Here is a 23839-nt window from a genome sequence, read left to right as displayed (position 1 = left end):
AACACCATGGTGTCAGCCATCCCTGCCGTACGTCGCGGCAACATTAGGGGGTGCCAAAACGTCTCGACGTGCGAGAACCGTCACACGGGCGAGGTGGGCGACACCACAGGCCGCATCGGCCGACGGTCCGGGCCGGTGACCGTCCGATGCCTGGAACGCACACGGACTCTTTCCTTTTCGATCACGAACTCTCGTATAGTGACCGGCAGTTCACACCCGAGTGTCTTCTCCCCCACCCGGATGTCTCCGCCTGCCCTCCGTTGCCCCTCTCTGCCGCGAGGATCCCCCCGGACCGATGACCCCGCCCACGCATCCCGGCGACCGTTCCCCCTCCCGCACGTTCGCCGTCGCCCTCGCCGCGACCGCCGCCCTGTCGGCTCTCGTCGTCTGGACGGCGGTGGCGGCGGCACCCGGTCCGGTGCGCGCCCCGCTCGCCTGGGGCGCCGGCGCGGCGGCGGCCGTGCTCAGCGCCGCGGTGGCCACGGCCGCGCACGCCCTGCGGGCCGCGCGCGCCGGCGGACGCCGGCTGGAGAGCATGGCCCAGGACCTCGCACGGCTGGAGCAGCGACAGGCCCGCACCGCGGAGGAGGCGCGCCAGGAGCAGCAGCGGCTCGCCGACGAACTCGCGCGCGGGCGAACGGAGCTGACCGAGTCGTTCGCCGCCGAGCGGGTCCGGCTGCTGGAGGAGGGTGAGCGTGCGGCGGACCGGCTGCGCGCGGAGAACGCCGCCCTGGCCGCCGAACTGGAGCGCGCGCGGCGCGAGCGCGGCGCGGCGGTGTCCGCGACCGCCAACGCGGCCGCCCGGATGCAGGCCCTGGCCACGGCCACGCTCGCCGACCTGCGCGCGATGGAGGACCGGCACACCGACGAGGACGTGCTCGCCGACCTGCTGCACCTCGACCACCGCACCGCCCAGGCGGGACGGCTGGCGGACTCCATCGCCGTGCTGACCGGAGCACGCTCGGGCCGCCGGTGGGCACGGCCCATCGGAATGGAGTCCATCCTGCGCGGGGCGATGGGCCGGATCGCCGGATACCGGCGGGTGCGGGTGCACTCGGTCAGCGAGAGCGCGGTCGCCGGGCACGCCGCCGAGGGCGTGATGCACGCGCTGGCCGAACTCCTCGACAACGCCGCGAACTTCTCGCCGCCGACCGCCGAGGTCCATGTCTACGTGGAGGAGGTCCCGGCCGGGGTCATCGTCTCGGTGGAGGACAGCGGGCTGGTCATGGGCGAGGTGCAGCTGCGCCGTGCGGAGCGGGCGGTCGCCGGTGACGTCTCGGAGCTGGGCGGTCTGACCGGCACCCGGCTGGGGCTCGCCGTGGTCGGCCGGCTGGCCCGCAAGCACGGTCTGAAGGTGTCGTTCCGGCCCTCGGCCCGCGGCGGCACCGGTGTGCTGATGCTCGTCCCGCAGGACATCCTCGCCGGTGCCGCCCCGGCGGCGCCGGTGCCGGCTCCCCGCCCGGAGCCCGCGAAGGCCTCGCCGGCTCCGGCTCCCCCGGACCTGGACGCGGTCCACGACGCGGCCGCGCCGGGTCCGGCCGGGCTGCCGAAGCGCCGCCGGGGCCGTACCCTCGCCGCCGCGGAACGCTCCCGGCCGGCGCCCCGCACCGACGGCGCCCCGGTCCCGTCCGGCGGCGAGGAGGGAGCGCCCGGCGACCGGCGGCCCGCCGGTGACGCCAGGGCCCGCGCCGCCCGCTTCGGCAGCTTCCGGCAGGCAGTCCGCCCGGCGCCGGACGCCCGCGGCCGCGCCGGTTCCGCCCAGGACGCCGGCCGGGACGGCGCCGACGCCGACTCCCACGTCACGGCGCCGGACGGCCCGGACGCACCCGGCGGTCACCCGGCCGGACACGAAGCCCCCTCCCCCGGCACCCGCCCACCGCACTCGCACCTGGAAGGCGACACCACGTCATGACCGGCCCGACCACCGCCGACGACAAGCTCACCTGGCTCCTGGAGGGCCTGCTGGAGCGGACCCCGGGCGCCCTGCACGCGCTCGTGCTCTCCCGGGACGGACTGAAGCTGTGCCGTACCCCGGAGCTGTCCGTCGACCAGGCCGACCAGCTCGCCGCCATCGCGGCCGGCATCCAGTCGCTCTCGCACGGGGCGTCCGTCGAGTTCGGCGACGGCAGCGGCGGCGTGCGCTCGGCGATGGCGGAGTTCTACGGCGGTGTGCTGTTCATCGTGGAGGCCGGCGCGGGCGCCCATCTGGCCGTGGTCACCACGGAGGAGGCGGACGCCGGACTCGTCGGGCACACCATGAGCGAGCTGGTGGAACAGCTCGGCGAGCACCTGACCGCGCCGCCGCGCACGTCATGAGCCGGCCGGGCAGGGACGACGCCCCCGACCGCCTGTACACCATCACGCAGGGCCGCAGCCGGTCAGCTCCGGACACCCCCTTCGACCTGGTCACGCTCGTGGTCGCCGAGTCGGAGCCGGTGTCCGGCATGCAGTCGGAGCACGTGGCCATCCTCGAGCTGAGCCGGTCGCCGGCCTCCGTGGTGGAGATAGCCGCCGAACTGCGGCTGCCGGTGAGCATCACCAAGGTGCTGCTGTCCGACCTGCTCGCGGCGGGCCGGGTCAGCGCCCGTCATCCCCGCAGGCCGGCCCCGACCGACCCCGACATCCTGGAGCAGGTGCTCGTTGGACTACGCAACCTCTGACGCGCGCACCCCGTTGGGTGCCACCGCCGACAACGGTCTCAAGATCGTGGTCGTGGGCGGCTTCGGCGTCGGCAAGACCACGCTGGTCCGCTCCGTCAGCGAGATCCGTCCCCTCAACACCGAGGAGACGATGACCCAGGCCGGCGCCGGCGTCGACGACATCCGTCAGGTGCGCGGCAAGTCCGCCACCACGGTCGCCTTCGACTTCGGCCGGATCACCCTGGACGCGCACAACGTGCTGTACCTGTTCGGCGCACCGGGCCAGGAGCGGTTCTGGTTCCTGTGGGACCGGCTGTTCTCGGGCACGCTCGGCGCGGTGGTGCTCGTCGACACCCGGCGTATCGACGACTCCTGGTACGCCATCGACCGGCTGGAACACCACGGCACCCCGTTCATCGTGGCCTGCAACGACTTCGGCGGCGCCGTGCGCGCGGGCGAGGACGTCCGCGAGGCGCTCGACCTGGATCCGCGCGTGCCGCTGATCGACTGCGACGCCCGCTCCCGCGAGTCCGGCAAGCACACGCTGATCACGCTGGTGGAGCACGTCAGGAACCGGTACGCCGACCCGTCCGCGTGGGCGGGCTCGCCCCGACAGGAGTTCGTGTGACGATCCCCGAAGCCGTCCCGCTCGGCGGACCCGGGTTCGGGACCGACCCCGCCCGGCTGTACCGCGAGATGCGGCGCGACCACGGCGCGGTGGTGCCCGTGCTGCTCGACGGCGGCCTCCCGGCCTGGTTGGTGCTGGGCTACCGCGAGCTGCACCAGGTCACCGGCGATCCGGTGCTGTTCAGCCGGGACTCGGACCTGTGGAACCAGTGGGAGAACGTGCCCGCCGACTGGCCCCTGCTGCCGATGATCGGGCACAAGCAGCCGTCCATCCTGTACACGGTCGGCGAACGGCACCGGCAGCGCGCGGCGATGCTGGGCAACGCGCTGGAGGCGGTCGACCCGTCCGAACTGCGGCGGCACGCCGAGCGGTTCGCGGACGAGCTGATCGACGCGCTGTGCACGGCCGGCGAGGCGGACCTGATCGGGCAGTACGCGATGCTGCTGCCGGTGCGCGTCCTCGCCCGGCTCTACGGTTTCCCGGACGAGGACGGCCCCGGCCTGGTCACCGCGCTCAACGACATGATCGACGGCCGGGAGCGGGCGCTGGCCGGGCAGTCCCATCTCGCCGGTTCGATGCAGCGGCTGATCGCCGACCGGCGCGAGGAGCCGGCCGACGACGTGGTCTCCCGGATGCTCGCCGACGACAGCGGCTTCACCGACGAGGAGATCGCCCAGGACCTGATGGTGATGACGGCGGCCGGGCACCAGCCGACCGCCGACTGGATCGGCAACTCGCTGCGGCTGATGCTCACCGACGACCGCTTCGCCGCCTCGCTCTTCGGAGGACAGCACAGCGTCGCGGAGGCCATGAACGAGGTGCTGTGGGAGGACACCCCCACGCAGAACGTGGCCGGCCGCTGGGCCACCCGCGACACCCATCTCGGCGGCCGTTCGGTCCGGGCCGGGGACCTGGTGCTGCTCGGGCTGCAGGGCGCCAACTCCGACCCGCAGGTGCGCACCGACGCCTCGGCGCTGACCGGCGGCAACAGCGCGCACTTCTCCTTCGGTCACGGCGAGCACTCCTGCCCGTTCCCCGCGCAGGAGATCGCCGAGGTGATCGCCCGGACCGGCATCGAGGTGGTCCTGGACCGGCTGCCGGACATCGACCTGGCGGTGCCCGCCGGGTCCCTCGCCCGCAGGCCCTCGCCCTGGCTCAGGGGACTGAACCGGCTGCCCGTCCGCTTCACCCCCGTACTCGCCCGCTGATCAGCGCGTCACCCCGGCCGGTCCGTCCGCCGGCCGGGGCCCGGGGCTGCCCCGGACAGGCGCGACACCCCTAACCCCGCCCCTGGGAGGCACGTCACGATGAGCACCGGTACCGGAGCACCGCGGATCGCCCTGGACCCCTTCGTCTCCGACCTGGCCGGCGAGAGCGCCGCACTGCGCGCGGCCGGCCCGCTCGCCGCCGTCGAACTGCCGGGCGGTGTCCCGGTGTGGGCCGTCACCCATCACGCGGAGGCCAAGGCGCTGCTCACCGACCCGCGTCTGGTGAAGGACATCGAGGTGTGGGGCGCCTGGCGGCGCGGCGAGATACCCGCCGACTGGCCGCTGATCGGCCTGGCCAACCCGGGCCGCTCCATGCTCACCGTGGACGGCGCCGACCACCGCCGGCTGCGCACGCTGGTCGCGCAGGCGCTCACCCCGCGCCGGGTGGAGCGGATGCGCGAGCGCATCGGGAAACTCACGCAGGACCTGCTCGACGCGCTGCCCGCGGACGGTTCGACGGTCGACCTGAAGGCGGCCTTCGCCTACCCGCTGCCCATGTACGTCATCGCCGACCTCATGGGCCTGCCGGAGGCGCGGCTGCCGCGGCTGAAGGTGCTGTTCGAGAAGTTCTTCTCCACGCAGACCCCGCCGCAGGAGGTCGTCGCGACCCTCACCGAGCTGGCGCAGATCATGGCCGAGACCGTCGCGGCCAAGCGGGCCGAGCCGGGCGACGACCTCACCAGCGCGCTGGTCCTCGCCTCGCAGGACGGCGACCGCCTGACCGACCAGGAGATCGTCTCCACGCTCCAGCTGATGGTGGCGGCGGGCCACGAGACCACGATCTCGCTGATCGTCAACGCCGTCGTGAACCTCTCCACCCACCCCGAGCAGCGTGACCTGGTGCTGTCCGGCGGGGCCGACTGGTCGGCGGTGATCGAGGAGACGCTGCGCTGGTCAACCCCGACCTCGCACGTGCTGATCCGGTTCGCGACCGAGGACGTCCCGGTCGGCGACCGGGTGATCCCCGCCGGTGACGCGCTGATCGTGTCGTACGCCGCGATCGGCCGCGACGAGAAGGCGCACGGCCCGGACGCCGGGGAGTTCGACATCACCCGCGAGACCGTGAACCGGCACATCTCCTTCGGGCACGGCCCGCACGTGTGCCCGGGCGCGGCGCTGTCCCGGCTGGAGGCGGGGGTGGCGCTGCCCGCGCTGTACGCCCGCTTCCCCGGCCTGGACCTGGCCGTCCCGGCGGCCGAGCTGCGCAACAAGCCGGTGGTCACGCAGAACGACCTGTTCGAGCTGCCGGTCCGGCTGGGCGTCTGACACCTGGGCGCCCGGCGCTTGCGTTGGAGCGCACTTCAGGTCGTAACGTCGGGAACCTCCCGCCGCGCGAGGGCGGGCCGCCCGGCGTCCCCCACGGGATGCCGGGCGGCCCGATCCGTCGCTGAATGGTGGGGTGGTTCCTTCCGTCCGTGCGCCGTGAGGGCGGCACGGACGCCGACCGAAGTGTGCGAAAGGCTGGAATTGCACATGCGACAGCGCAGTCTGCGGGATCTCCAGGTATCGGCCATCGGCCTCGGCTGCATGGGAATGTCCGCCTTCTACGGCACCGCCGACCAGGACGAGGGCATCGCGACCATCCGCCGCGCCCTCGAGCTCGGCGTCGACTTCCTCGACACCGCGCAGATGTACGGGCCGCTGACCAACGAGTCCCTGGTCGGCGAGGCGATCCGGGGACACCGGGACGAGTACGTGATCGCCACGAAGTTCAACTACCGGATGGACGACGCCGTACCGGGCGACATGAGCACGGTCGGCCGGCAGGACGGCTCCGCCGAGCACGTGCGCAGCTCCGTCCACGGCTCGCTGCAGCGGCTCGGCACGGACCACATCGACCTGTACTACCAGCACCGGGTCGATCCGCAGGTGCCGATCGAGGAGACGGTGGGCGCCCTGGCGGAGCTGGTCGCCGAGGGCAAGGTGCGGTACATCGGGCTGAGCGAGGCGAGCGCGGAGACCATCCGGCGGGCGAACGCCGTCCACCCGGTCACCGCCGTGCAGAGCGAGTACTCGCTGTGGACCCGGGACGTGGAGGCCGAGGTGCTGCCGGCCTGCCGGGAACTGGGCATCGGCTTCGTGCCGTACTCGCCGCTCGGCCGCGGTTTCCTCGCCGGCCGCTTCTCCTCCCCCGACGAGCTGGACGAGAACGACTACCGCCGCAGCAGCCCCCGTTTCACCGACGCCCACCTCGAGGCGAACCTGCGGCTGGCGGCGAAGGTGAAGGAGATCGCCGCGGAGAAGGACGTGACCCCGGCCCAGCTCGCGATCGCCTGGGTGCTGGCCCAGGGCGAGGACCTGGTCCCGATCCCGGGCACCAAGCGCCGCACCTACCTGGAGCAGAACGCCGCCGCGGTGGACATCGAGCTGACCAAGGAGGACCTCGACCGCATCGACGCGGAGCTGCCGAGGGCCTCGGGCGAGCGCTACGACGAGGCGGGGATGCGGTCGGTCAACCGCTGAGGCGGTCCGACCGGCCGCCGGAACCCCTCGTCGGGCGCCAGGAAGACCGCGGAGAGCAGCCGCCGCAGCCGCAGGGGACTGCGGGCGGTGAACGGTTCGGTGCCGGTGCGGGACGAGCCGCGGGTGGGCGTGCCGGGGCCCGGGCGGGTGTCCGGCGGCGCCGGGCGCGCGGGACGGCCGTCGCCGGCCTGGTCGTTGTCACGCATGTCACACCTACGGCGGCCGGACCGCGCGGTCCGGCCGCCCTCCGCGCGGCCCGCGCGCCTCCGGGCGAACGCCCGCCGCCCAGGGGGCGCCACGGCGCCTGTGAGGAAGCCCACCTGGAGTCCAAGTCCGTGACCGGCACCGGGTCTTGAGGCACTCCATGCCGCTCCGGAAGGCAGGGCGGCGGCGGCTCGCCCGTCCCGTCTGCCACCATGGTCGGCGCCCTCCCGACCGGGCGGACCAGCCGTGCAGCGCAGCCGGTTCAGGCGTTCCGCCGGTCGCTCTCCCGACTCCCCCGGATGTCGAGCAGCCGCCTTGTCCACTGCCCCTGCCCTGCCCACGCCCAGAACCACCCCCGCCGCACGCCCGAGCGCCTCGCGTTCGCCGTGGCGGTCGCTGCGTCACCGCGGCATGCGCTGGTGGTCGGTCGCGAACCTCGTCTCCAACGCCGGCACCTGGATGCAGCTCACCGTGCAGAACCTGCTGGTGCTGCAGATCACCGGGTCCGCCGCGGCGACCGGCCTGTCGATGTCCGTGCAGGCGGCGCCCGCGCTGTTCGTGAGCCTGCTGGGCGGCGCGGCCGTCGACCGCTGGCCGCGGAAGCTGACGGTCGCCGTCAGCCAGGCCCTGCTCGGCGCGGTCGCCTTCACCACCGCCCTGCTCGTGGCGGTGGACCGGATCGACATGACGTCGCTGCTGGTGCTGGCCGCGGTGACCGGCGTCATCGCCACCGTCGACGGACCGGCGTGCGCGCTGCTCGGCAACGACCTCGTGCCGGTGGCGGACGTGCCGTCCGCGATCGGCGTGGGCGCCCTGGTGCACAGCGCGGGCCGGCTGGCCGGTACGGCGCTGGCGGGAGTGACCGTCGGCTTCCTCGGCACCTCCGCCGCGTACGCCGCCAACGGGCTGTCGTTCCTGTTCGTGGCGGCGGTCGTGCCGTTCCTGCGCCCCGTGGCCGGGGCGGTCCGGGGGCGGGCGGCCGCCGAGCGCGCCGTACCGGACAAGGCGGAGCTGAGCGTCAGGCAGGGCCTGGCCTTCTTCGTCCGCCGGCCCCGGCTGGTCGCCCTCGCCGCCGTCACCGGCCTCAGCTCGGTCTTCGGCCGCAACTACGGCCTCACCCTCGCCGTCCTGGTCACCGGGCCGCTCGCGGGCGGCGCCGGGGCGTTCGGCACGGTGTCCACGGTGCTGGCCGTCGGCGGCATCCTCGGCGCGGTCCTGGGCGCGCGGCTGCGCAGCCCGTCGGTGCGCACCGTGGGTGTGCTCGCGACGGCCGGCGGGCTGCTCCAGGCGGCGGCGGGCCTCTCGCCCTCCCTGGCCGTCCTGCTGGTGCTGGTGCTGCCGATGGCCGTGGTGGAGTCGGTCTCCGACACCGCCGGCACGGCCGTGCTGCAGACCGACCCGCCCGCCCACATGCGGGGCCGGGTGCTCGGGGTGTGGAGCAGCATCGGCACCGTCTGGGGCCTGGGCGGGCCGCCCGCCCTCGGCCTGCTGATGGAGTGGGCGGGAGCGCGGGGCGCCCTGGTCGCGGGCGGTCTGCTGATCGCCGGTGCGATCGGCGCGGGCCTGGTGAGGCGCGGCGTCGCGGTTCCCGCCGCGCTGAGGCTGCCCGCGAAGGACGGCGACGTGACGGGCCGCGAGGCCCTGGGCACGGCCGCCTGAGCCCGCGCCGGGAGCCGCCGGGTCAGGCCGCCGCGGGCTCGCGGCCCGGCAGGTTGTAGACGTGGAACGCCTGACCGATCACCGGCTGCGCCACATTGCGGACCCGGACGCCGCCGCTGGTCATCCCGTGCTCGGTGCCCGCGTGGGCGTGCCCGTGCACGGCGAGGTCGGGGCAGGCGGTGTCGATCGCCTCGGCGAGCAGGTAGCTGCCGAGGAAGGGGTAGATCTCCGGCGGCTCCCCCGCCAGGGTGTCCGGCACGGGTGAGAAGTGGGTCAGGGCGATCCGGACGTCGCAGTTCCAGTCGTCGAGCTGTTTCAGGCCGGCGAGCAGTCCGTCGGCGCAGCGGCGGCTGTAGCGGACGAACTCCTTCATGATCGGTTCGCCGAACTCCCCGGCGCAGCGTCCGACGAATCCGCCGCCGAAGCCCTTCGTCCCGGCCACCCCGATGCGCGCGCCGCCACTGGTGACGACGGCGGCCTGTCCTTCGAGGACGTGCGCGCCGGCGTCCCGCAGGATGGCGGTGACCTCTTCGGGGCGGTCGTCGTGGTGGTCGTGGTTGCCGAGCACGGCGACGACGGGCACCGCGAGGTCCTTGATCTCCCGGGCGACGACCTGCGCCTCCTCGGGCGTGCCGTGCCGGGTGAGGTCCCCGGCGAGCAGCAGGACGTCGGCGCACTCGGGCAGGGTCTCGAAGGCGGGGCGCAGCGTGCCCTGGCTGTCCGGCCCCATGTGGATGTCCCCGACGGCGGCGACGCGGATCATGTCAGGTCCTCCCCGTGATCGGGCGAGGACGTCCCGGCGACGAGGATGTCGCAGTGCACGGGGTGCCCCGCCAGCACCTCGCGGGCCATGCCGAGGATCTGGTCCCGGCACTCGGTGGAGGGCACGGTGCCCGTCAGCAGCACGGAGCCGCCGTGCGGAACGAGCCGTACGCCCAGTTCGCCGAACGGTCCGGCGGCGATCTGTTCCGCCAGGTGGGCGACGCGGTAGTCGAGGTTCTCGGCGGCCGGCGGGGCCGGCGGCCGGTGTGCGTCCTGGTCGGTCATGACTGCGCCTCCCGGGGTGCGATGACGTTCAGCCGTTCGAGCAGGAAGAGGAAGGCGGCGGGCATGGCCTGGTCCCCGCACGAGTCGCGCACCTCGTCCCAGTCGACCTTCTCGCGCACGGCGCGGGCCACCGGCAGGACCGCGCCGAAGTCGCAGTAGTGCTCCGAGAAGGCGCTGATCAGGCTGCGGATCAGATCGGTCGGGGAGAGCACGGGCATGAGGACGGAGTCGACCGGCAGGCACGTCGCCCGGGCGAGCATGTCCTTGGTGACGGGCTGGTGCGCGAGCTGGTAGATGATGTCGATGTCCTGCCCGTGGCAGGTCGTCTTCAGCAGCCAGTCCTCCGGCGGAGTGCGCACGGGCAGGCCGGCCTCGTGCAGAGTGGCGGCCACCGCGTCGGAGTCCTCCGGGAGCACGGCGAAGTCGGCGTCGTGCTGGAGGTCGCGGCTCCCGCCGTGGGCGTAGACGGCCACGCTGCCGGCGAGGGCGAACGGGTGTCCCTTCCTCTTGAGCAGGGCGCCGATCTGCTTGGCGGCCTCCAGGATCGCCTGGCTGCGGTCGTGCGGCAGGGGATCCGCGGCCGATGCGGCCGGCGCCCGCTCCGGTCCGTCGCCGGCGAGGCGGATCCCGGTGACCTCCGTCCGCCGGGCGGGGGCGGTTCCCTCCCCGTTCTGCGTCATGGTCTCTCCATTCGCGGCGCCCTGCTCTCCCCGGGCGGCCGGGACGGCCCCGGGGACCCGTCGGGTACCCGGGGCGGCGCCGCTCAGTCCTGGCCGGACCGGCGGGACGGGGGCGGGCGGCCGCCCGACACCGCCGGACCTGACGGCCGCGCGGGCCCGCCCCGGGTGGGGCGGGGCGGGACCGCGGGCCCGCTCCCCGGATCAGCCCGCCGGCTTGAGGCCGGTGATCTTCAGGGTCCGCAGGTCGGACTGGACGTCGATCCTGGTGACCTCGGCGTGGTCGCCGTCGCTCCAGGTCAGCGTGACCCTGCTGGTGGCGTGGCCCATGCCGGACCCGGTATACGCGACCTTCCACTTCACCGGCACGTTCTGCGCGAACAGGATGCCGTCGGCGTGGTTCCTCCGCTCGTAGGCGCCGGCCTTCTTCTGGGCGGCGGCGGACAGGTAGAAGGCGCGCAGCGCCTTGGCGTTGGCGGCGGCCGCCGGGTCGTCGGCGGCCCAGACGGAGTCGATGTAGGCGCCGTAGAAGTCGGCCACGCGCTGGGTGGCGTCACGCGGGTCGCCCTGGGCCGAGGACACGGCGGCGGTACGGGTGTGGCTCGCGCCGGTGCCGGCGAGGGCGGGTGTGACGGCGGCCAGGGTGAGGCCGGCCGTGACGGCGACGGCGGTCAGAAGGGTCCTGCGACTGCGGACGGGCATGTTTCTCATTCCCCCGTTTTATTCGCGACCGGGCCGATCCCGGGCGTCGACGGACCGTAAGACCCCGAATCCCTCCCGCCGGTTCCCTTTCCGCGCCCTCTCCTTTCCGGTCGCCCGGTGAGCAGATCGCCGATGGCGGCGACGCCTGCCGTTATCCCCCGTTCGCTGACGTTGCCGAAGCCCAGGACGAGTTGGGCCGGCGTGTCGGCGCGCGAGGCGCGGCAGGTGCTCATGCCGTACAGGCCCACCCCGCGGGCGCGGGCGGCGGCGATGACATCGTCTTCGCCGGTGCCGGCGGGCAGGTGGGCGACCGCGTGGAAGCCCGCTGCGAGGCCGGTGACCGGCAACGTGGGGGCGTGTTCGGCGAGTGCGGCGAGCAGGGCGGTCCGACGGGCGGCGTAGGTGACGCGCATACGGCGCAGGTGGCGGTCGAAGCGTCCGGACTCGATCAGTCGTGCCAGCGCGTGCTGGTCGAGCCCGGGTGCGCCGCGGTCGCTGCGGTGCTTCTGCTCGGCCAGGGGTTCGGCCAGATCGGGCGGGCAGGTCATCCAGCCGATCCGCAGCGCGGGGGCGAGGGACTTGCTGACGGTGCCCAGTCCGATGACCCGGCGTGGTTCCAGGCCCTGGAGCACACCGACGGGCTCGCGGTCGTAGCGGAACTCGGCGTCGTAGTCGTCCTCCAGGATGTGGGCGTCGCGGTCCCTGGCCCACTCGATCAGGGCGAGCCGGCGTTCCGGGGCGAGGGCGACGCCGGTCGGCCACTGGTGGGCGGGGGTGACCAGGACGGCTCGGGCGTCGGTGGCTGCCAGGGCCCGGACGTCGATGCCGCGTTCGTCGACCGGTACGGCAACCGTCCGCATACCCGCGGCTGCGGCGGCCGCGGCAACGGTCGCGGGTGAGCCGGGGTCCTCGAAGGCGACCGTTCGCACCCCCGCGTCCGCGAGGGCACGCAGCGCGAGGCCGAGGCCCTGGGCGTAGCCGTTGCAGACCACGATGTGGTCGGGCGCGGCCGCCGCGGCGCGCACCCTGCGCAGGTAGCCGGCCAGGACCTCGCGCAGCGCCCTGGTGCCGCGCGGGTCGCCGTAGTCGAACTCCTCGGTGGGCATCCCGGCGGCCGCCTCCCTCATGGCCCGCGACCAGTCGTGCACGGGGAAGGATCTCAAGTCCGGTACTCCGCTGCGGAAATCGGCGAGCAGACGGGGGGCGGCGGGCTGGGAGGGGGCGGTCACAGGGGGCGCCGTCGCACCGGCCGCCACCCGGGTGGCCGATCCGGGGCGGGTCACCAGGTAGCCCTCTGCCTGCAGTTGGGCGTAGCACTCCTGTACCAGCCCGCGGGACAGGCCGAGCGCGCGGGCGAGTTCCCGTGACGAGGGCAGCCGTTCACCGAGCTCCAGGCGGCCGTTGCGGATGGCGTCCCGCAGGCCGTGTTCCAGCTGGGCGCGCAGCGGGCGGCCGCTGGTCCGGTCGACGGCCAGCAGCAGATCAGGTGAGGAACCGGACCACTCCAGAGGCATGGAACTGGAGCTTACCGAGGGCCGGTGAGGGATCTTAACGTCCGGTCATGGCCGATACGCTCGAAGTGATTCCCTCTGGTCCCGCGGGGCGCCCACCCCTGGTGACTCGACCTCTGCTGCTGCGTTTCGTCTCGATCCTGGGCGCCTCGACCAGCTTCTACCTGCTGCTGTCGGTCGTTCCCGGCTACGCGGCGAGCGGCGGCGGGGGCGGCGGGCGGGCCGGGTTGGCCACCGGCACGTTGATGCTGGCCACGGTGGTGGGCGAGTTCGCCACTCCCGCCCTGGTCAATCGCTACGGCTACCGCGTCGTCCTGGCTTTCGGCCTGGGGCTGCTGGGCGCGCCGGCGCCGGCGCTGGTGTTCTCCAGGGACCTGTGGTGCGTCGTCGCGGTCTGCGTGCTGCGCGGCTTGGGTTTCGCGTTCACCGTGGTCGCGGGCGGTGCGTTGACGGCGTCGCTCATTCCGGCCGAACGGCGCGGTGAGGGGCTGGCGTTGGTCGGTGTCGTCGGGGGCGTTCCGTCGCTGGTGGCTCTGCCGCTGGGCGTGTGGCTCGCCGCGCACGCGGGTCCCGGCGCGGTCTTCGGCGCCGCGGCGGTGGCCGCGCTCGCCGCCCTCCCGGCCGTCCCCGGCCTGCCGGAACGTCTTCGTACATCCGGGCGCCCCGTCGCCATGACCGAGGGACTGCGCAGACCCGAACTGCTGCGCCCCGCCGCGGTTTTCACGGTCACGGCAGTCGCCGCCGGCATCGTGGTCACCTTCCTGCCGCTCGCCGCGTCCGGGCCGGCCAGGGGCTGCGTCGCCGTGGCCCTGTTCGTCCAGCCGGCGGCGGCCACCCTGGCACGCTGGATCGCCGGACGTCATGCGGACCGGCGCGGCCCCGCCGCCCTGCTGCTCCCCGGTCTGCTGCTGTCGGCCGCCGGCACGCTGCTGATGGCGCTGACGGGCAGCCCGGCCGCCGTCATCGCCGCCGTCGTCCTGTTCGGGACCGGTTTCGGGATCGCGCAGAACGCCACGCTGACATTGATGTACGCGCGCGTTCCCGCCGCCGGATACGGCACCGTCAGCGCACTGTGGAACTGCGCCTACGACGCGGGCATGGGAGCCGGAGCGGTCGCGTTCGGCTGGCTCGCGGCCGGCACCGGCTACCCCTGGGCCTTCGCCCTGACCGGCGTCGTCATGCTCGGCGCCCTCGCGCCCGTCCTGACGGACCGCCGTACCGCCCGGGCGTCCCCGCCGGCGACCACCCGGTGACGTGGGACCACGATGTGAACCCCCGTCGGAGTGCCGGTCGCGGCCGGCCGTCGCCGTACCCGCGCTCCGGTTCGCGGTGCGTTCGGGCCGACCCGTTCACCGACCGGGCGGGCAGCCGGGGGAGGCGACGCCGGCGCGCTCGACGGGAGCCGGACACGGGCACGGGGCGCCCGCGTGGCGGCTGCCTAGCCGGGGTCGTCGCCGGGCGCCGCGTCGGGCAGTACGCGGAAGCCGGACAGGCTCTCGGGGGTCTCGGTGACGTCCGTGCAGCGCGTCACCGTGGCCGCCGGCGGGCCATGCTCCGCCCACCGCACGAGGTGGGCGACGTCGTCGGGGCGCCCCTCGAACACGGCCTCCACGTCACCGTCGTACAGGTTGCGCACCCACCCGGCCACACCGCGCTCCTCGGCGAGCCGTCGGCAGGTGTCGCGGTAGAAGACCCCTTGGACGCGGCCGCTGACGCGCACATGCCGCCGTACCGTCATCCCCGCGCACCTCTGTCCTCGCCCGGCACCGCCCACGGCTCGTAGCGGCCGGCGCCAGCCGGCGGGCTGCCCCGTTTGCCCGCGGTGGTCCGCCGGTGGGCGAGCAGCGCGTCGGCGGCGGTGCGCAGCCTGCGCGCCGCGACACGGCAGGCGGCCGCCTGGCGTTCCAGGGCGCGGCGGCTCGACTCGGGCGCCGCGGTGCCGGTCAGCGCCCGGGCGGTGGTGAGCAGCCGCCGGGCGTAGCCGTCCAGCAGGTCTGCGTCGGTGCGCAACGCGACCGCCCGGTCGAGGATCTCGGCAGGCGAGGGCATCGTGCGGGGCAGCAACTCGGTGACCACGACGGCTCCCAACTCCCTTGCGGGTGCGTTCGGTTCAGCGCGGCAGCACGGCGCCGGCGCTGCGGTGGGCCGTGAACCGCGGTTGGTGCAGCACGAGGAGCGGCCGGGCCCGGTCGAGGCCGAGCCGGCGCAGCTGTCCGGCCATGGGTTCGGCCGCCGCCGTGTCCAGGCGCAGCCGCACCCGGGCGCCGGCGTGCAGGCGCGGTGCGCCGTGGGCGCGGACGAGGGTGCGCACCGTGGAGCCGTCGCGCCGGCCGTACAGCGCCCAGTCCGGCTGCGGGCAGCGGACGCCGGGACCGAGACGGCCGGTCACCACGAGGCCGGTCTCCATGGTGGCGAACCCGAGGTGACGCCCCATCAGGTCGGCCACGGCCGAGCCGAGGGTGGCGGGCTGGCCCCAGACCTCCCGGGCGACGGCACGGGCCTCCTCGCTGCTGACGGCGAGGGAGAGGACGTGCCGGCCGGTACGGCGCAGGTCGGCACGGCGCAGCAGGTCGGCGGCGAGATCGTACCGGCGCGGCCGCCACAGGTCGGCCACCGGCACCGTCAGGGCGACCTCGGTGTAGGGCCCGATGGTCGAGCAGCGGTGCTCGTACAGCGACAGCACCGCCAGCGCCCGGCCGGGTGCCCGGCCGGACCGTGCCCGGCCTGGCACGGTCCGGCCGCCGGCGGGCAGCAGGGCCTGCGCCGCCCCGGCGTCGACGAGGTAGCACAGGTGGGCGGCGGAGGAGTCGTAGTAGCGCACCGGTACGTCCACCGGTCCGGCCGTGGTGGCGACGGAGGCGGTCGGCAGGGTGAGGAAGGGGTGCCCCTCGGGCGGGTGGGCGCGGTTCCTGAGCCGGTAGGCCCGGGTGCGCACGACGGGTCCCCGGTAGGGCGTGAGCGCGTCGTCGACGGTCTCGCGGGCCTGGGGGACGACGGCCCGCAGGTGCTCGATGTAGTCGCGGACCGTGTGGCGCAGCGGGAACGGGCCGGCGGGTCCGGCGTAGTCGAGTGCGTACCGGTTGGGGTCCGGGCCGGTCCCGGTGCCGCCGGGCCGGCCGTCGGAGGCGTGCGCCATGTCGTGCTGGTCGGTGATGGCGGCGATCCAGGTGCCCGGGTCGGCGGCGGGGAGCCCGGCGTCCGGGGAGCCGACGGTGATGACGTGGGTGACCCGGTGGGCGCGGCAGAATTCCGGGTCCCGGGCGAGGTTGAGCAGCGCGGTGCCGCCCTCGCCGTGCCCGATCAGGGCGAGCTCGGCGCCGCGCGGGATGCCGTACTCCTCGAGGGCGAGCCGGATCGAGCGCGTGTGGGGCGAGTCGGTGGCGAACAGGTCGTGCCAGGCGTCGGCGAAGTCGCGCGGGCCGTCGTCGCGGGGCCGTCCGGGCGGGGTGCCGGGGGCCTGGACGACGTAGCGGACGACGCCGTCGGGGCCGCGCACGTTCTGCACCAGGATCCGTCCGTCGCCGGACAGCACGTGGATGTTGCGCAGAAAGCCGAGGAAGGACCCTTCGGCGGCGATGGTCTGCCGTTCCTGTTCGGTGAGGTCGACGGCCTCGGCCGCGGCCTCGCCCCTGTCCCGGGCGTGGACGGGCGGCACGGGGGCGGCGGGCGGCGCTCCGTCCGGCGGGCCGGGGACGAGCGCCCAGCCGGGTCCGTCGCCGGGCCCGGCCTCGCCTGCCAGAAGCCGCCTGACGGCTAAGAGTTCGGCCATCAGGGGGGTGAGGCCGGCCAGGGCGCGCTGTGCTCCCGGGTCGCGGAACAGGGCGCGCAGGGACCGTACGGCCGCCGGGTCGCCGCCGGCCGCGAGGGCGTCCGTCAGCCGCCGGGTGCCCGGGTCGCGGGCGAACTCGGGGTGCCCGGCCAGCACGGCGGCGACCCTCAGCCGCAGCGCGGTGACCGCCACCCAGGCGGGCAGTCCGGCACGGCCGGGCAGCCGTGCCGGGCCGCGCGGCGGCCCGGCCGCCGGACGGCCGAGGCCCTGCCCGCCGGTCAGGGCGCGCAGGAGCGCCCAGCGGGCGGCGAGGGCGGTCCCGCGGCGGCGGTGCGGGGAGCCGGTGAGCCGCGGGTCGAGCAGGGCCGCGCCGGTGCGCGCGGCCACCGCGCCGATGCCCTCGGCGACGTCCCGTACGTCCTCGGCGCACCGGCGCAGCAGTTCCCCGGGGTCCTGGCCGTCCGGCGCTGGCCGTCCGGGGGCATGGCCGTCCGCTCGCATCCGACGCTCCCTGGGGTCGACGACGTGCGTACGCGGCCGGACCCGAAGGCCGGCCGCGGTCCCATCGTGGGCGAGGGACACCACGCCCGCACCTCCACCCGCCGGCCCGCGCCCGCCCGACCGGGCGGAACACGGGATACGGGCCGGCCGGCAGGCCACCCGGACGGCCCACCGTCCGCCCGGAGGGCGTGTCGTCCGCCCGGAGGGCCGGCGCCGGGCGGACGAACAGGTCCCGAGGGGCGGGCGGGACGGCGGTCCCCGGTGCGGTGCCGCCGTCAGGCCTCGTCCATGAGCCCGGCCGCGACCGTGGCGCCCAGTTCCCAGCAGGCCTGGACGTCGGGCCTGCCGGGTGCGCCGGTGACGGTCACCGCATCGACGGCACGGCGCCAGCCGAGGCCGGTGGTGACGGTCTCGACGGCGCGGACGGCGCCCGTGACGTCGTTGCCGCCGTGGACCCAGTAGCCGAAGGGCCGTCCCCGGGTCTCGTCCAGGCACGGGTAGTAGATCTGGTCGAAGAAGTGCTTGAGGGCGCCGGACATGTAGCCGAGGTTCGCCGGGGTGCCGAGGAGGTAGCCGTCGGCCTCCAGGACGTCGGTGGCGGTGGCGGACAGCGCCGCCCGCCGCACGACGCGGACGCCCTCGATCTCCGGTGTGGTCGCGCCGGAGACGACGGCCTCGAACAGTTCCTGGCAGTTGGGCGAGGGGGTGTGATGCACGATCAGCAAGGTGGGCACGCCCCGAACCCTGCCCTGCCGGTGCCGGACCCGCAAACCGCGCCCGGCGCGCGGCGTTGTGGGACGCGGACCGGGGGTGCGACGATGCCCGGCACCCGCACGTGACGACAGAGGAGCCGTCTTGACCGAGGACGACCACCGGGCGCCGGCCGCCGTGCTGTTCGACACGCTCGGCCTCGACTACGAGAACGCGTTCGCCGCCTCCGAGGCGCACCGCGACTCCCTGCGCCGGCTGCTGGACCGCCTGGAGCCGGGCAGCAGGGTGCTGGACGTGGGCAGCGGCACGGGGCGGCCGACCGCGCGGGCCCTCGTCGACGCCGGGCACGAGGTGCTCGGCGTCGACGTCTCCCCGGTGATGGTCGACCTCGCCTCCCGGCAGGTGCCCGAGGCCGTCTTCCGTCTCGGCGACATCCGTGAACTGCCCCTCGACGAGGCTTCGTTCGACGCGGTGTGCGTCTACTTCTCGCTGCTGCAGATGACCCGCGCCGAGCAGTCGGCCGTGGTGGCGCGGCTGGCCCGGGCGCTGCGGCCGGGCGGGTACGCGGTGCTGGCCACCGTGCCCCTCGACCTGGAGGGCGCCGAGGGGCTGTTCATGGGGCAGCCGGTACGGGTGACCAGCTTCGCGGCCGGGGACTTCACCGCGCTGGTGACCGGGGCGGGTCTGACGGTCCTGGCGGCGGAGCACGCAGAGTTCGCCCCGGCCCATCCCGGCGCCGTGCCCGAGCCGCACCTGTTCCTGCACTGCCGGCGCGCGTCCGGCTGAGCGCGCCGGCCGTGGTCAGGGCCGGACGGGCAGCGACCAGCAGGTGGAACCGGCGGGCTTGCCGGCCAGGCGGTCGGTCAGCCAGTCGATGGCGTCGCCCTGGTCGGCGATCAGCGGTGCGAAGTGGTTGAGCAGGGAGCGGCCCAACGGGGGCGCCACGACCGGCGCGTAGGTGACGTCGGCGCCCTTGCGGCACCAGTCGACGGCGAGGGCGCGGGCCTGCGCGTGCGGGACCAGGTCGTCGTTGACCCCGGTCGCCACCCGGACCGGCCCGGCCGGCTTCGCCCGGCCGATGCGCTGCCGGTCGAGGAAGTCCCGCAGCGCGGGCTCGGCCGCGATGACGTCGCTGAGGGAGGAGCCGTCCGTCGTCCAGGCGGTGCTGTGCGCCGAGTTGTAGGAGAGGATGGCGTCTCCGACGCACATGGTCGACAGGTCTCGGAGCGCCGCCTTGCCCGCCGCGTCGAGATGCTTGTCGGCGATCGGCCGCAGGGCGGGGTCGGCCTGCAGGAAGCCGTTGACGGCCCAGGCGAGGGCGCCGGCCAGGTCGCTGCCGTCGATCGCCCTGGTGACGGCGGTCAGATCGGCGGGCGGGGCGCCCGAGTAGGTGCCGGCCAGGGTGACGTCGGGGGCGTAGGCCGGCTGGAGTTCGGCGGCGGAGGCCGTGGCGCCGCCGCCCTGGCTGTAGCCGTACAGTCCGACGGGCGAGGCGGCCGTCACGGACGTGCCCGGCAGGTTCCGGGCTGCGCGCACGGCGTCCAGCACGGCGTGCCCGCCGTCGAGGCGGTTGACGTAGGTGTGCAGCCGGTCGGTGGCGCCCAGGCCGGCGTAGTCGGTGACGACGACGGCGACGCCCCTGGCGAGCAGGCGGTAGATCGCCAGGTCCTCGTAACCGACCGACAGCGTCCGGGCGTTGACGCTCAGCGGGTGTTCCAGGCCGAGTGAGGCGGCGCACTGGTCGCCCTGCCCCATGGTGCCGGGCGCGACGGCGACCAGGGGGCGCGCTCCGCCGTGCTTCCAGACGGCGGCCGGTTCGATGTAGGCGCCGGTCACGGCGACCGGACTCCCGGTCGAGTCGGTCGACTTGTACATCAGCCGGGTGGCGCGGCCGGGCAGCGGGCCGTCGAGGCCGGGCAGGCTCAGCGCGAGCGGAAGGTGCTCGCTGCGCACGAGGGCGCCGTCCGCGGCGGGCAGGGTGGCGGGCGGGTCGTAGAAGGCGGGGATGGTGACGCCCCGGGACACGACGGTGTCCGAGGCGGCGGCGGGCAGCGCCGCGGTGGCCTGTGCGCCCAGACAGGCGGCGACGGCGAGGGCGAGCACCGGAAGACGGGTGCGTGCGGGCATGGCGGACCTCCCGAGTGGTGGGGCAGGGGGTACCGAGGTGGGTGGCACGGACCTTACTGTCGAGTAAGTTACCGGCGGTAGCCCACGGGAGGTCACGGTTGGGTAATGAGACGCCGCGTCAGCAACGGCGGTGCGACGCCGCTCCCCGCCCTGCCCTCGACCCCTGCGCTACAGTGTCCGGCCGGATGACCGGGGAGGGGACGGTGCAGGTCAAGGTGGGGATCATGCGCGGCGGGGCAGTGGGTCTGGCGGCCGGCTCGGCGCTCCTGGCGGCGGTGCTGAGCGGATGCACCGAGTCGTCCACGGCGCAGGACGGGGGCGAGCCGGGCCGGCCGGCGAAGTCGGCGGCGAGTGCCGCGACGGCGGCCGGCGGAGGCACGGTCGGCGCGGCCGGCTCGGCCTGCGAACTGCCCGTCAGCTTCGACGTCGCCGAGCACTGGAAGGCCAAGGGCGTCGACGCCGGGGCGGAGCTGTCGAAGGCGTCGAAGGGCGCGGACGGCGGCCTGACGGGCGACCTCGCCGACGCCCTCCTGCGGCAGGGACCGGTCACCGCCGCCTGCGAGATCGACGCCAAGCCGGCCGGCAACATCGGCTACCTGCGCGTATGGACCGGCAAGCCCGGCGACACGGACGCGCGCACCGTGCTGCGGGAGTTCGTGGCGGCCGAGGACAACGCCGGCGAGGCGAAGTACCACTCCTTCCGGACGACCTCCGGCGTGCCCGGCGTCGAGGTCGAGTACCTGTACACGAGCAAGCTCCTCGACGAGACGAAGAAGGAGACCGCCCTCGCGGTGAGCACTCCGGACGGGCCGGTCGTGCTGCACCTCGGCGGGATGGACACCGAGGAGCACGAGGAGATGCGGCCAGCCTGGGAACTCGCCAAGCGGACCCTGCGCGTCCGCTGACGCACCGCTCCGGCGGGCGTCCGGTTCAGGCGTCCGCCGTGGCCCGGCCCAGATAGGTGAGCGGGCCCGGGTCGCGGACCGGGATCACATGGAAGCCGAGGCGGTCGTAGAAGGCGCGGGCGGCCGTGTTGGCGGTGACCATGCCGAGGTGGACGGCGGGAACGCCCTGCCGGTGCAGGGCGTCGAGCAGCGCGCCCATCAACCGGCGCCCGTGTCCGCGCCGCTGCCAGGGCGGAAGCAGGTCGATGTGCAAGTGGGCCGGGTAGGCGACGAGTTCGGGGAGGAGCATGCGCTCGGGGTGGTGCAGCAGGCCGATCATCTCCTCGCTGGGCGTGCGCGGTGGCGCCACCGGGGCCGGGTAACGCTCGGCCACCAGGGGGATCCACACCTGCCGGCAGTCCTTCACGAAGCGTTCGGTGTCCGCCGTGCCGACCACGTAGCCCACGGCCCGGCCCGCACCGTCGTCCAGCACGAAGGCGAGGTCCGGGTCGAAGTGGCAATAAGGCTCGGCGAAGATCGTCGGCATCAGGCGCGGGTCGGGATGGATCGCCCGGGAGTCACCGCCGTTGTGCGCGGTGCGGACGCAGACGTCGGCGACCGCGTCGCGGTCGGCCGGGCGGTAGGGGCGGACGAACGGGCTCGGGGCGTTGGTCGGCATGGAGACATGCTCCCGCCCCTGGGAGCGCTCCCACAAGGGGTACGTCCGGCCAGGGCGACGGAACGGCGGCCACCCCGTGAGGGGAGGGCCGCCGTTCGCGCACCAGGGTCGGCGTCGGGGCCGGCCGGGTCGTCAGTGGGTCAGGCGCTTGGCCCTGAGCAGCATGAACAGACCGGCGAGCGCCAGCAGGACGCCGATGCCGGCGGGCCACAGGTCGGCCCCGGTCTCGGCGAGTCCGCCCCGGCCGGCTGCCTGCGGTTCCGGCTGGGCGACCGGCGCCTCGGGCTGGACGGCCGTGGGCTGGGCGGCCGTGGGCTGGGCGGCCGTGGGCTGGCCGCCGCCGTCGGCCGCCGGCGCGGCTGAGGTCCCGGTGGCCCGCCCGGTCTTGCCGGCGCCGCCCGAACCGGACGAAGTGGCCGGAGTGCCACCGGAGTTCGCGTCGCCGCCGCCTGCCTCGGTCCGCCTGTCGCCGTCGGCGTGTTCGGTCCGCCTGCCGTCCTCGGCCGGCTTGCCGTGCTTCGTGGTGTTCGCCGGTGCGGTCGTCGCGTCGGTCCTGGGCTCCTCGGCCGGGGCGGAGGAGGACGGCTCGGCCGTGGCCGTATCACCCGGGCCGGGCTCGGCCGAAGCCGTGGCACTCGTGCTGGGCTCGGCCGAGGCGCCGCCGCCCGGTTCGTCCGTCGCACCGGCCCCGGGGCTCCGGCTGGGGGCCGCGGTGGCGCCGGAGTCGCCGCCCGGACCGCAGGTGCGGCCGGAGTTGATGCAGTCGACCATCTCGCGCATCAGGCCCTCGTCGAAGACGTTGATGAAGTCGCCGTGGTCGGTGACCGGCTTGTGCAGCTGCTCCGGGAAGGAGTCCACGGCGAACAGCGGCACCGTCCGCCCGCCGTCGTTCAGGCTCGGCGCCTTGACGTCGTAGACGATGCGCTGGACGAGCTGCGGAATCGCCTGGAAGCCCGCGGGGCACGCGCCGTCCGGCGTCGCGAACGCCACGTGCGTACGGTGGTTGGCGCTGTCGATGTTGCGGCCGTCCCAGCAGCTCTGGAAGCGGAAGGTGCGCACCACGTCGCTGCCGGCCGGGCACAGCGGGTACTTGTCCTTGAGCTGCCGGTCCTCGAAACCGGTGCAGCTCCAGGAGGCGTTGGCGTTGGCGGGGCCGTTGACGAAGGCCTTGGCGTCGCCGGTGATGATGCGCAGCAGGCGCGGCATGGCGGTGACCTTGCCCTGCGGGCTGCCGACGAAGGTCAGCGTGACGTCCTTGGGGGTGACGATCTGGCCCGCGTTGCCTTCCGTGCCGCCGCCGGGCGCACCGGCGTCCCGCTCCTGCTTACCGTTCTGCAGGCGCACCACCGGCCAGTAGTACGTCGATCTGTCGCCCTTGTCGACGCAGCTCGTGTCGGCCTTGGCCAGGTCGTCGTCGCTGGCGAAGGCGGTGTTGGACTGGTTGCCGACGTAGTCGTGGAAGTGGTGGGCGCCGTTGGAGACTCCGGGGGCCACGATGACGTTGTCGGAGTTGAACAGGCCGTTCGCGTTGACGCCGCACTCGGTGGTGAAGGTGCCGCGCGAGGCGCCGTCCCGCTGCGGCGGGGCGGGGGCGTTGGGCTGTACGGCGGTGATGTCAGCGTAGTCCGAGACCACGGGCCCGTTGCCGCCCTGTCCCGCGCCCGCCTGCCCGGCGCCGTTCTGCCCCTGGCCGCCGTCCTGTCGGCCGCCGGTCGCCGGTGCGGCGGTGGTCTGGCCGGCGTCGCCCGCTCCGGCGCCCGCGCCGTCCTGGCCCGGGCGCAGGGTGCAGGCGGCCAGGGACTCCAGGCCCTCCGGCCGGTCCCCGGTCCGGTCCACGGCGGCGGCGATACGCTCGATCGCCGCCGCCCGCTTCTCCTTCAGCGGGTTCATGATCGGTCCGTCGGCCGCGCCCGGGTCCTGGCTGATCTGCCCGGCCGACGCCTGGAGTTGCCGGTAGGCGGCGGCCGTCTGCTGGTCGAGCGCGGCGAGTTCGCGGTCCACGTCGGCACGGGCGTCGTCCGGGACCGACGTCAGCCGGCTCCCCACGTCCGGGCAGTCGATCGTGGTCACGCCCGCGGACCTGACCTGTCCGGTGGCGGCCTGGTCCGGCCCGCCGCCCCAACCGCCCTCCGTGGCCGAGGCGTAGACGTTCACGGCGGCGAGGCCGCCTCCGCCCAGCATCAGGGCGACCGCTGCGAAGGTCGCGCGTCGTGCGCCGGTCGGGCGTCTGCGCCTGCTGCTTGCCAAGGTGGTCCCCTTGTGTGGAGCGGTCGGTCGGGCATGGCGTTCCCGCGTCCCATACGCAGGGCGGGACCGCGGCGTTCAACCGCAACGGGAATTCACCGGGATCTCACAGGAAACCGCGGTCAC

24 protein-coding genes are annotated in these 23839 nt (G+C 74.8%); 11 read left to right on the top strand and 13 right to left on the bottom strand.

Annotated features, from left to right (window positions below; all coding sequences use genetic code 11):
- Window positions 1-295 precede the first annotated feature (295 nt).
- The 7 genes from TNCT1_RS18585 to TNCT1_RS18555 all read left to right on the top strand — a co-directional run bounded on the left by TNCT1_RS18585 (window position 296) and on the right by TNCT1_RS18555 (window position 6998).
- On the top strand, window positions 296-1912 hold the full coding sequence (locus tag TNCT1_RS18585) for an ATP-binding protein (RefSeq protein WP_143633460.1): 1617 nt from the start codon (window positions 296-298) through the stop codon (window positions 1910-1912).
- Entirely contained in the window at window positions 1909-2316 is a 408-nt protein-coding gene (locus TNCT1_RS18580; protein ID WP_143633457.1) for a roadblock/LC7 domain-containing protein, read from the top strand. Before TNCT1_RS18585 ends, TNCT1_RS18580 begins: the two co-directional genes overlap by 4 nt.
- Window positions 2313-2660, top strand: coding sequence for a DUF742 domain-containing protein (locus TNCT1_RS18575; RefSeq protein ID WP_143633454.1), 348 nt, complete (start codon window positions 2313-2315; stop codon window positions 2658-2660). The genes TNCT1_RS18580 and TNCT1_RS18575 overlap by 4 nt, the downstream gene beginning before the upstream one ends.
- Before the next feature lie 13 nt (window positions 2661-2673).
- Window positions 2674-3267 (top strand): ATP/GTP-binding protein, encoded by a 594-nt coding sequence (locus TNCT1_RS18570; protein ID WP_143633976.1) that lies wholly within the window; start codon window positions 2674-2676, stop codon window positions 3265-3267.
- Window positions 3264-4475 carry a cytochrome P450 gene (locus TNCT1_RS18565; RefSeq protein WP_143633451.1) on the top strand — a complete coding sequence of 404 codons (1212 nt, stop codon included), beginning with the start codon at window positions 3264-3266 and terminating at the stop codon, window positions 4473-4475. Before TNCT1_RS18570 ends, TNCT1_RS18565 begins: the two co-directional genes overlap by 4 nt.
- A 99-nt stretch (window positions 4476-4574) precedes the next feature.
- The gene (locus tag TNCT1_RS18560; protein ID WP_143633449.1) at window positions 4575-5801 is read left to right on the top strand and encodes a cytochrome P450; all 1227 of its coding nucleotides are present in this window, start codon (window positions 4575-4577) and stop codon (window positions 5799-5801) included.
- A 207-nt stretch (window positions 5802-6008) separates the two neighbouring features.
- Complete coding sequence (locus tag TNCT1_RS18555; protein ID WP_143633447.1) at window positions 6009-6998, top strand: aldo/keto reductase; 990 nt, start codon at window positions 6009-6011, stop codon at window positions 6996-6998.
- On the opposite strand, the gene TNCT1_RS18550 is transcribed toward TNCT1_RS18555, so the two are convergent.
- Window positions 6962-7204 (bottom strand): hypothetical protein, encoded by a 243-nt coding sequence (locus tag TNCT1_RS18550; RefSeq protein ID WP_143633445.1) that lies wholly within the window; start codon window positions 7202-7204, stop codon window positions 6962-6964. The genes TNCT1_RS18555 and TNCT1_RS18550 overlap by 37 nt on opposite strands.
- A 313-nt stretch (window positions 7205-7517) precedes the next feature.
- On the opposite strand from TNCT1_RS18550, the gene TNCT1_RS18545 reads away from it, so the two are divergent.
- Window positions 7518-8861: an MFS transporter gene (locus TNCT1_RS18545; protein WP_143633443.1), complete on the top strand. Its 1344-nt coding sequence runs from the start codon at window positions 7518-7520 to the stop codon at window positions 8859-8861.
- A 22-nt stretch (window positions 8862-8883) separates the two neighbouring features.
- Here TNCT1_RS18545 and TNCT1_RS18540 read toward each other — a convergent pair whose 3' ends face one another.
- From TNCT1_RS18540 to TNCT1_RS18520, 5 genes are all read right to left on the bottom strand, one after another.
- Window positions 8884-9624, bottom strand: a complete 741-nt coding sequence (locus tag TNCT1_RS18540; RefSeq protein WP_143633441.1) for a metallophosphoesterase — start codon at window positions 9622-9624, stop codon at window positions 8884-8886.
- On the bottom strand, window positions 9621-9908 hold the full coding sequence (locus TNCT1_RS18535) for a BON domain-containing protein (RefSeq protein ID WP_143633438.1): 288 nt from the start codon (window positions 9906-9908) through the stop codon (window positions 9621-9623). The genes TNCT1_RS18540 and TNCT1_RS18535 overlap by 4 nt, the downstream gene beginning before the upstream one ends.
- The gene (locus TNCT1_RS18530) at window positions 9905-10588 is read right to left on the bottom strand and encodes a hypothetical protein (RefSeq protein WP_143633436.1); all 684 of its coding nucleotides are present in this window, start codon (window positions 10586-10588) and stop codon (window positions 9905-9907) included. Before TNCT1_RS18530 ends, TNCT1_RS18535 begins: the two co-directional genes overlap by 4 nt.
- A gap of 201 nt (window positions 10589-10789) precedes the next feature.
- Window positions 10790-11287 carry a hypothetical protein gene (locus TNCT1_RS18525; RefSeq protein ID WP_143633434.1) on the bottom strand — a complete coding sequence of 166 codons (498 nt, stop codon included), beginning with the start codon at window positions 11285-11287 and terminating at the stop codon, window positions 10790-10792.
- Window positions 11288-11292: 5 nt separating this feature from the next.
- The gene (locus TNCT1_RS18520) at window positions 11293-12801 is read right to left on the bottom strand and encodes a PLP-dependent aminotransferase family protein (RefSeq protein WP_143633432.1); all 1509 of its coding nucleotides are present in this window, start codon (window positions 12799-12801) and stop codon (window positions 11293-11295) included.
- A gap of 101 nt (window positions 12802-12902) precedes the next feature.
- Between TNCT1_RS18520 and TNCT1_RS18515 the strand changes: the two genes are divergently transcribed.
- Window positions 12903-14051, top strand: a complete 1149-nt coding sequence (locus TNCT1_RS18515; protein ID WP_235902711.1) for an MFS transporter — start codon at window positions 12903-12905, stop codon at window positions 14049-14051.
- A gap of 185 nt (window positions 14052-14236) precedes the next feature.
- On the opposite strand, the gene TNCT1_RS18510 is transcribed toward TNCT1_RS18515, so the two are convergent.
- The 4 genes from TNCT1_RS18510 to TNCT1_RS18495 form a co-directional block, all read right to left on the bottom strand.
- Window positions 14237-14536, bottom strand: a complete 300-nt coding sequence (locus tag TNCT1_RS18510) for an acylphosphatase (RefSeq protein ID WP_143633428.1) — start codon at window positions 14534-14536, stop codon at window positions 14237-14239.
- Window positions 14533-14874 (bottom strand): hypothetical protein, encoded by a 342-nt coding sequence (locus tag TNCT1_RS18505; RefSeq protein ID WP_143633426.1) that lies wholly within the window; start codon window positions 14872-14874, stop codon window positions 14533-14535. Before TNCT1_RS18505 ends, TNCT1_RS18510 begins: the two co-directional genes overlap by 4 nt.
- Before the next feature lie 34 nt (window positions 14875-14908).
- Window positions 14909-17068 (bottom strand): acetoacetate decarboxylase family protein, encoded by a 2160-nt coding sequence (locus TNCT1_RS18500; RefSeq protein WP_160160406.1) that lies wholly within the window; start codon window positions 17066-17068, stop codon window positions 14909-14911.
- Between the two features lie 275 nt (window positions 17069-17343).
- A complete protein-coding gene (locus TNCT1_RS18495) occupies window positions 17344-17802 on the bottom strand; it encodes a flavodoxin family protein (protein ID WP_143633422.1) in 459 nt (152 codons plus the stop codon).
- Window positions 17803-17923: 121 nt separating this feature from the next.
- On the opposite strand from TNCT1_RS18495, the gene TNCT1_RS18490 reads away from it, so the two are divergent.
- Window positions 17924-18565: a class I SAM-dependent methyltransferase gene (locus tag TNCT1_RS18490; protein ID WP_143633420.1), complete on the top strand. Its 642-nt coding sequence runs from the start codon at window positions 17924-17926 to the stop codon at window positions 18563-18565.
- 15 nt (window positions 18566-18580) lie between these two features.
- Here TNCT1_RS18490 and TNCT1_RS18485 read toward each other — a convergent pair whose 3' ends face one another.
- Entirely contained in the window at window positions 18581-19906 is a 1326-nt protein-coding gene (locus TNCT1_RS18485) for a lipase family protein (RefSeq protein WP_143633418.1), read from the bottom strand.
- Between the two features lie 185 nt (window positions 19907-20091).
- Between TNCT1_RS18485 and TNCT1_RS18480 the strand changes: the two genes are divergently transcribed.
- Window positions 20092-20811 (top strand): lipoprotein, encoded by a 720-nt coding sequence (locus TNCT1_RS18480; RefSeq protein WP_235902710.1) that lies wholly within the window; start codon window positions 20092-20094, stop codon window positions 20809-20811.
- A 25-nt stretch (window positions 20812-20836) separates the two neighbouring features.
- Here TNCT1_RS18480 and TNCT1_RS18475 read toward each other — a convergent pair whose 3' ends face one another.
- Both TNCT1_RS18475 and TNCT1_RS18470 read right to left on the bottom strand, forming a co-directional pair.
- Window positions 20837-21469, bottom strand: a complete 633-nt coding sequence (locus TNCT1_RS18475; protein WP_143633416.1) for a GNAT family N-acetyltransferase — start codon at window positions 21467-21469, stop codon at window positions 20837-20839.
- Between the two features lie 132 nt (window positions 21470-21601).
- Complete coding sequence (locus TNCT1_RS18470; protein ID WP_143633972.1) at window positions 21602-23650, bottom strand: DUF1996 domain-containing protein; 2049 nt, start codon at window positions 23648-23650, stop codon at window positions 21602-21604.
- Between the last annotated feature and the right edge of the window lie 189 nt (window positions 23651-23839).

Source organism: Streptomyces sp. 1-11 (assembly GCF_007176755.1).
In the GTDB taxonomy this organism is placed as follows: domain Bacteria; phylum Actinomycetota; class Actinomycetes; order Streptomycetales; family Streptomycetaceae; genus Streptomyces.
Note: the sequence above shows the minus strand (reverse complement) of the source record. Positions and strands in the feature narration are given on the sequence as shown.

Coding starts and splice junctions, on each gene's coding strand:
- TNCT1_RS18520 (WP_143633432.1), bottom strand. CDS start 12,801: ATGCCTCTGGAGTGGTCCGGTTCCTCACCTGATCTGCTGCTGGCCGTC.
- TNCT1_RS18575 (WP_143633454.1), top strand. CDS start 2,313: ATGAGCCGGCCGGGCAGGGACGACGCCCCCGACCGCCTGTACACCATC.
- TNCT1_RS18485 (WP_143633418.1), bottom strand. CDS start 19,906: ATGCCCGCACGCACCCGTCTTCCGGTGCTCGCCCTCGCCGTCGCCGCC.
- TNCT1_RS18530 (WP_143633436.1), bottom strand. CDS start 10,588: ATGACGCAGAACGGGGAGGGAACCGCCCCCGCCCGGCGGACGGAGGTC.
- TNCT1_RS18500 (WP_160160406.1), bottom strand. CDS start 17,068: ATGCGAGCGGACGGCCATGCCCCCGGACGGCCAGCGCCGGACGGCCAG.
- TNCT1_RS18510 (WP_143633428.1), bottom strand. CDS start 14,536: ATGACGGTACGGCGGCATGTGCGCGTCAGCGGCCGCGTCCAAGGGGTC.
- TNCT1_RS18555 (WP_143633447.1), top strand. CDS start 6,009: ATGCGACAGCGCAGTCTGCGGGATCTCCAGGTATCGGCCATCGGCCTC.
- TNCT1_RS18480 (WP_235902710.1), top strand. CDS start 20,092: ATGACCGGGGAGGGGACGGTGCAGGTCAAGGTGGGGATCATGCGCGGC.
- TNCT1_RS18475 (WP_143633416.1), bottom strand. CDS start 21,469: ATGCCGACCAACGCCCCGAGCCCGTTCGTCCGCCCCTACCGCCCGGCC.
- TNCT1_RS18585 (WP_143633460.1), top strand. CDS start 296: ATGACCCCGCCCACGCATCCCGGCGACCGTTCCCCCTCCCGCACGTTC.
- TNCT1_RS18580 (WP_143633457.1), top strand. CDS start 1,909: ATGACCGGCCCGACCACCGCCGACGACAAGCTCACCTGGCTCCTGGAG.
- TNCT1_RS18560 (WP_143633449.1), top strand. CDS start 4,575: ATGAGCACCGGTACCGGAGCACCGCGGATCGCCCTGGACCCCTTCGTC.
- TNCT1_RS18540 (WP_143633441.1), bottom strand. CDS start 9,624: ATGATCCGCGTCGCCGCCGTCGGGGACATCCACATGGGGCCGGACAGC.
- TNCT1_RS18535 (WP_143633438.1), bottom strand. CDS start 9,908: ATGACCGACCAGGACGCACACCGGCCGCCGGCCCCGCCGGCCGCCGAG.
- TNCT1_RS18470 (WP_143633972.1), bottom strand. CDS start 23,650: ATGCTGGGCGGAGGCGGCCTCGCCGCCGTGAACGTCTACGCCTCGGCC.
- TNCT1_RS18525 (WP_143633434.1), bottom strand. CDS start 11,287: ATGCCCGTCCGCAGTCGCAGGACCCTTCTGACCGCCGTCGCCGTCACG.
- TNCT1_RS18550 (WP_143633445.1), bottom strand. CDS start 7,204: ATGCGTGACAACGACCAGGCCGGCGACGGCCGTCCCGCGCGCCCGGCG.